Origin of the sequence: Anoxybacillus sp. MB8, from assembly GCF_011006755.1 — a bacterium.
Classification (GTDB): Bacteria; Bacillota; Bacilli; order Bacillales; family Anoxybacillaceae; genus Anoxybacillus; species Anoxybacillus gonensis.
The window spans coordinates 20,226-27,444 of record NZ_RXXX01000041.1; the positions used below are offsets into that span (position 1 = coordinate 20,226).

A 7,219-nucleotide genomic window follows, 5' to 3' on the forward strand; every position below is an offset into this window, starting at 1 on the left:
ATTACTTACCGCCTCTCGTTTTTGCCAAAATGTACGTCAACGTAAATGGAACGATAAGGACGATAGCCATACCGATGAAAAATGGTGCCCATTTATCTGGGAAAATCGATAAAAATCCAGGTAGTCCGCCAACACCGATAGAAGAAGCTTGCACTTTATTAATCGTAATAAAAATTCCCGCAATAGCAGAGCCGATTAAAGCTGAAATGAACGGATAACGGAATCGTAAATTGACACCAAACATCGCTGGCTCCGTAATGCCCAAGTAAGCAGATATAGCTGATGTAAACGATAAGCCTTTTAATTTTTCATCTTTTGTAGCAAACATCATCGCAAGTGCTGCAGAACCTTGTGCAATATTGGATAACGCAAGCATAGGCCATAAAAATGTCCCACCTGTGCTACCAATCAATTGTAAGTCTACTGCTAAAAACGTATGATGCATTCCTGTGACAACGAGAACAGCGTATAACCCTCCATATACGAGCCCACCTAACGCTGCAAAACGATCGAATAAAGCAACAAGACCATCCGTTAAAGCGTTTGCAATAGCAAACGTCACAGGACCGATTGCAATAAAAGAAACAAACCCTGTCACAAGTAATGCAATTGGAGCAACAAGCAACAATTGAAATGCTTCCGGAATGCGTTTTTTCAAAAATTGTTCTAATTTCGCTAACACATATGATGAAATTAAAATAGGTAATACTTGACCTTGATAACCGATTTTTTGAATATCAAATCCAAATAAATTCCAATATGGCACTGTTCCTTCTTGCACAGCTGAAGCGTATGCCCATGCATTTAATAACGCTGGATGAACAAGCATAAGTCCGAGTACAATTCCGAGTAACTCGCTTCCACCAAACTTTTTAACAGCTGACCAACCGATTAACCCAGGTAAAAAGACGAACGCTGTATTGGCAATTAAGTTAATCATATCAGCAAAATCGCGCCATTGTTTATGAACATCAACAACCGATTTTCCTTCATAAAAAATTCCCGGGCCTGTTAAAATGTTATTTAACCCCATCAATAAGCCGGCTGTGACGATAGCAGGTAAAAGCGGAATAAAAATGTCAGCTAACGTTTTAATGGCTCGTTGTAGCGGATTTAATTTTTTTTCCGCAGCGTCTTTAATGTCTTGTTTTGTCGCGCGGCCGAGACCGGTCATTTCAATCATTTCGTTATATACTTTTTCTACTAATCCTTGACCAATCACTACTTGAAACTGACCATTGACTGAAAATGATCCTTTCACAATATCAATGTTTTCTAATGCTTCTTTGTCAACTTTTCCTTCATCTTTTAACGCAAAACGAAGACGTGTGACGCAATGTGTCGCGGCAATAATATTTTCTTTCCCACCGACCGCTTGGACAATTTTTTCAACAGATTGTCGCATCTTCTACTCCTCCTTAGTTGAAGCGTTTACACACAATTTTTATAAACTTGTATATACAAGTCGACTTGTTTGTTTTTATTTTAACCTGTATATACAAGTTAGTCAACCGCTTTCAACATTTTTTAAAGAAAAAAAGATGCCCACATGGACATCCTCTTTATTTGCTTATTTGCTTTCTTTTCTCCGAGCATACATCGCCGCATGTCTTTTAATTTCGCCAATTAACTGCATTTCTTCTTGTTTAGAAATCTCTAACGATAGACCGTATTGAAATTCATTCGCATATGTTTTTTTCCACATGACAACGCCACGGACGTTCATTGGTTGATCGACGATTGTAAACTGTAACTCCACCTCCATTTCACCTTTAGCAGAGTCAATAGGTAAATTTAATTTTGTCTCCATTCGAATGCCACGCGGACTAATATCATGAATTTCAGCCGCTCCTTTATCCGTTTCCACTTCCCGTTCTCCAATGCGTGTAATACGGAACGTGCACGGAATCGGTTGACCAAATTGATATCGGAAAGGTTCTTGTCGTTTAAATCTCATCATAAGTCCCCCATATGAAAACTATACCTTCTTCAATATAATTGAAACAACGAAGAAATTCAAGGGAGTTATGACTATTTCACCCATGTATCCGTAACATAACCAACTTCTTCACAATCAAGCACGTATGTTACATTGCCATATCGATCACTTAATCGCAGTTCGTCGACATAAACCTCTTCCATCATGCCTTTCTCCGTCTTTAAAATAACATATCCGTTCGAAAGGAAATGACAGCTCACTAATCGATGTGGAGTTGTTTTCACTTCTTTAACGAGAAGTTGCCCACGTTTTGCACGTGTAGATTGCTCGATCTCTGTTCGTGCTATTTTTTTCACTGCTCCACGTTTTGTCACAAGAACAACGTTTTCTTCAGTTGCTTGTTGAGCAGAAACAACGCAATCTCCTTCTTTTAGATGGATTCCTTTCACTCCAGCTGCTCGAACGCCAACTTCTCCGATTTCTTCTTCTTGGAACAATAAGCCATAGCCATATTGTGTGACGAGGAATATATACCCTGTTCCGTCAGTTTGATACACATTCACAACTTCATCGTCATCTTTTAATCGAATCGCCACAAGCGGCTTAGAGTACCGTTGTGCTTTATAATGAACGAGACTTGTTTTTTTCACAAACCCTTGTTTTGTAATAAATAGCACATATCCATTTGAAAAATCTGTGATTGGAATAGCACTAATGAGTTGCTCATCGCGATCAAGCGGAATGATATGAGAAATATGTTGACCGATATCTTTCCAACGAATATCGGGAAGTTCATAAACAGGGCAATATAGATAATTACCTTTATTTGTAAATAACAACAACGTATGTGTCGTATTCATTTCGAACATACCGAGCAATCTATCGCTCTCTTTCATGCCAATATCTTGTCCGTTCGAAGCGCTATAAGACCGAAGGCTTGTCCGCTTAATATATCCATCTTTTGTGACGGTAACAATGACATCTTCCTCGGGAACAACGACATTCATTTCAATTTTAATTTCTTTTATTTCTTCTTCAATCGTCGTTCTCCGCTCATCTGCATACGTTTTTTTCATTTTTCTTAAATCGGCTTTAATCACAGATAATAGCTTTTTCTCACTTTCTAAAATGGTCGTTAATTCTTCGATTTTATCGTTTAATGCGTTTGCTTCTTCACGCAAATCATAAATATCTGTATTCGTTAAACGATACAGCTGTAATGTGACGATAGCTTCCGCCTGAGGCTCCGTAAATTCATAGCGATTCATCAAATTTGCTTTTGCATCTTTTTTATCTTTGGACGCACGAATCGTTGCGATCACTTCATCTAACATCGATATAGCTTTCATTAGCCCTTCCACAATATGAGCGCGTTCTTTTGCTTTTCGTAATTCATAACGGGAACGATTCGCGACCACTTCTTTTTGATGTTCGATATATGCATCTAATAGTTGCGGTAAGCTTAATAACTTTGGACGACGCTCGTGGATGGCAACCATGTTAAAATTGTACGTAATTTGTAAATCAGTGTTTTTGTACAAATAGTTTAAAATACCTTCTGCATTGCCGTCTTTTCTCACTTCAATAACAATTCGTAACCCTGTGCGATCTGTTTCATCACGCACATCAACAATTCCATCCAACTTTTTTTCAAGGCGCAATTCATCAATTTTTTTAACTAAATTCGCTTTATTGACTTCGTAAGGGATTTCCGTAATCACAATCGCTTGTTTGCCGCCTTTCCCTTGTTCGATCGTTGCTTTAGCGCGAATAATAATTTTTCCTTTCCCTGTTTCGTAGGCTGTTTTAATGCCTTCTTTTCCTTGGATGATGCCACCCGTTGGGAAATCCGGCCCTCTTAATACAGTCATTAAATCATCAACTGTACAAGTCGGATGATCAATGCGCATAATCACTGCATCAATTACTTCTCCTAAATGATGTGGTGGAATTTCTGTCGCATAACCTGCTGAAATGCCTGTTGAACCATTGACAAGTAAATTCGGAAACATTGCTGGCAATACAACAGGTTCTTTGCTCGTATCATCAAAGTTTGGTACAAATTCTACCGTTTCTTTATCAATATCGCGCAACAATTCAGATGCGATCGCCGATAATCTTGCTTCTGTATAACGCATCGCTGCAGGTGGATCTCCATCAATGCTTCCGTTATTTCCGTGCATTTCAATAAGCACGTTTCTCACTTTCCATTCTTGGCTCATACGCACCATCGCTTCATATACGGAAGAATCACCATGTGGATGGAAATTACCGATGACATTTCCGACTGTCTTAGCCGATTTACGGAATGGTTTATCGGACGTATTTCCATCTACATACATCGCATATAAAATGCGACGCTGCACCGGTTTCAATCCATCGCGTGCATCAGGTAAGGCACGTTCTTGAATAATATATTTACTATACCGACCAAATCGGTCTCCTAACACATCTTCAAACGGTAAATCTAATACACGTTCCATGTTCTTATTCCCCCTCAGTTGTCATCACATGATCGTTTTCTAAAATATTCATATCGTCCTCTAAACCGAATTGCACATTGGACTCAATCCATTTTCTTCTCGGTTCTACTTTATCGCCCATCAATGTCGTGACACGACGTTCTGCACGTGCTGCATCGTCAATACGAACACGAATAAGCGTCCGCGTTTCTGGATTCATCGTCGTTTCCCATAATTGATCAGCATTCATTTCACCAAGCCCTTTGTAGCGTTGAATCGTATATCCTTTACCGATTTTTTTCAAAATCGATTGCAGTTGCTCATCCGTCCATGCGTATTCAATCACTTCTTTTTTACCAACTTTTTTACTTACTTTATAAAGTGGTGGAAGGGCAATAAACACTTTACCAGCTTCGATGAGTGGTCGCATGTAACGATAAAAGAAAGTTAACAACAACACTTGAATATGTGCCCCGTCTGTATCTGCGTCAGTCATAATGATGACTTTATCATAATGAATATCATCGAGCGAAAAATCAGCCCCCACACCCCCGCCAATGGCATGAATAATTGTGTTAATTTCTTCATTTTTAAAAATATCAGCTAGTTTCGCCTTTTCTGTGTTAATGACTTTCCCACGAAGAGGCAATACCGCTTGAAAACGGCGATCACGTCCTTGTTTAGCTGAGCCACCTGCCGAGTCCCCTTCGACTAAATACAATTCATTTTTTTGTGGATTTCGTGTTTGAGCAGGTGTTAACTTTCCGCTTAATACATGTTCTTTTCCTTTTCTCTTTTTTCCAGAACGTGCTTCTTCCCGTGCTTTTCGCGCAGCTTCACGCGCTTGAAACGCCCGAATCGCTTTTTTAATTAACAATGTGGCGATATCTGGGTTTTCATTTAAAAAGTACGTTAGTTTCTCGCTAACGACCGCTTCAACGGCCGAACGAGCCTCAGGTGTTCCTAGTTTCCCTTTCGTTTGTCCTTCAAATTGCAACAGTGCTTCTGGAATGCGAACAGATATGATCGCAGATAATCCTTCACGAATGTCTGTGCCTTCTAAGTTTTTATCTCGTTCTTTCAATAAACCTACTTTTCGTGCATATTCATTAAACACGCGAGTCATTGCCGTTTTAGCTCCGATTTCATGTGTTCCTCCATCTTTCGTTCGCACGTGGTTCACAAACGAAAGCATATGTTCTGCATACCCATCATGAAACTGAAAGGCAAACTCCACTTCAATATCGCTTTGCTCGCCGCTAAAAAATACAACCGGATGCAATACATCTTTTTCTTCATTTAAGTATTGTACAAACGCTTCAATTCCATTTTCGTAATAAAATGTATCACGTAATCCCGACCGTTCATCGTGTAATTCAATTTTTAATCCTTTTAATAAAAATGCAGATTCTCGTAAACGTTCACTAATCGTTTCATAATGGAACGTTGTTGTACTAAAAATCGTTTGGTCCGGTTTAAAGCGAATTTTTGTTCCTGTTCGCTTTGTTTCTCCAATTTTTTCAAGTGTACTGACAGGCTTTCCACCATGTTCAAACCGTTGGTAATATATGAACCCATCACGTTGAATCGTCACTTCTAACCATTCTGATAAAGCATTAACAACAGAGGCACCAACCCCATGCAAACCACCGCTCGTTTTATATCCACCTTGACCAAATTTCCCTCCTGCATGTAATACAGTTAAAATAACCTCTGGCGTTGGCTTTCCTAACTTATGCATACCTGTAGGCATCCCACGTCCTTCATCTTGAACGCTAATGCTTTGATCATTATGTATCGTCACAACAATGCGTTTTCCATATCCAGCAAGCGCCTCGTCAACGGCATTATCTACAATTTCATATACGAGATGATGCAAACCACGGCTATCTGTACTTCCGATATACATGCCTGGTCGCTTACGAACCGCCTCTAATCCTTCTAATACTTGAATGGTATCTTCGTTATATGTAAGAAGTTGTTTATCTGTCACAATCATTCCCCTTTCACAACAAGAACATTTGTTTCTGTTTTTTTGACTTTCTCTATTTTAACATACATTCGAAAAACGTCCAACGTCATGATAAGAAAAGGTTTGAGTCAAGACTTTGTGGGAGATTTTTTTCTCGACCGATTTTATTGGTTATATATGGTTTTATAGGCTTGTTTCATGTAAGCGCTTTTATCCTCTCTTATCCTGTAGGTATGTGCCTATATCTGTGTTTTTAAAAACCTTTCAATGCTTGTAATACCTCGTAAATCGGTGTTCCTGAAGACTGACGGAAATACGGAATGTTGTCCCGAATCACTTCCTTCATTCGAGATGAGACGCGTTTCATTGCCTTTTTCACGATCGTTTCTCGTTTCGTTTCTTCTCGTTCTTCCACGCCATACATCACCCCACGGCGTGTCCGAATGAGTAACGTATCTTTTATCGCGGCGATCGCTCGCAACATTGCTTCAATCCCTGCATCTTTCCAACTTCGACCGTTTTTACTTCGTTTCGCAAACACATGCATCGTTCCTTCCGCACTCCCCATCGCTCTCATGTTTGTCGTGTCGATCCCTTTTTCCTTCAGCCATATGCGATAGTCACGCAAACATCCTGGCATCTCCTCGATTCGACGAACAAGCGCCTCGAGTTGCTTTTCCTTCTCCTCATGTTCTAGCGTACCGATGGCACTTGTGAGTTCTCGCAACACACCCTCTTCATCCCATGATGCGAATTTCTTTCGAATCACCCGATATCTTGCATGACCTCGGAACAATTGACGAATCTCTCTCGCCACATGGAACCGATCGAGTTGAAAGTACCCTC

The 7,219-nt window shown here is 39.8% G+C and carries 5 protein-coding genes; all 5 read right to left on the reverse strand.

Annotated features, from left to right (window positions below; genetic code table 11):
• Position 1 precedes the first annotated feature (1 nt).
• Positions 2–1,405: a PTS system trehalose-specific EIIBC component gene (treP, locus tag EKC99_RS12625; protein ID WP_021095935.1), complete on the reverse strand. Its 1,404-nt coding sequence runs from the start codon at positions 1,403–1,405 to the stop codon at positions 2–4.
• A gap of 165 nt (positions 1,406–1,570) precedes the next feature.
• Positions 1,571–1,960 carry a PilZ domain-containing protein gene (locus EKC99_RS12630; protein WP_051157508.1) on the reverse strand — a complete coding sequence of 130 codons (390 nt, stop codon included), beginning with the start codon at positions 1,958–1,960 and terminating at the stop codon, positions 1,571–1,573.
• A 71-nt stretch (positions 1,961–2,031) separates the two neighbouring features.
• Positions 2,032–4,422: a DNA topoisomerase IV subunit A gene (gene parC, locus EKC99_RS12635; RefSeq protein ID WP_021095933.1), complete on the reverse strand. Its 2,391-nt coding sequence runs from the start codon at positions 4,420–4,422 to the stop codon at positions 2,032–2,034.
• 4 nt (positions 4,423–4,426) lie between these two features.
• Entirely contained in the window at positions 4,427–6,400 is a 1,974-nt protein-coding gene (gene parE / locus EKC99_RS12640) for a DNA topoisomerase IV subunit B (protein ID WP_035063633.1), read from the reverse strand.
• A 226-nt stretch (positions 6,401–6,626) separates the two neighbouring features.
• Positions 6,627–7,219 (reverse strand): UPF0236 family transposase-like protein (locus EKC99_RS12645; protein WP_205597784.1); only part of this gene is annotated, 593 nt, incomplete at its 5' end.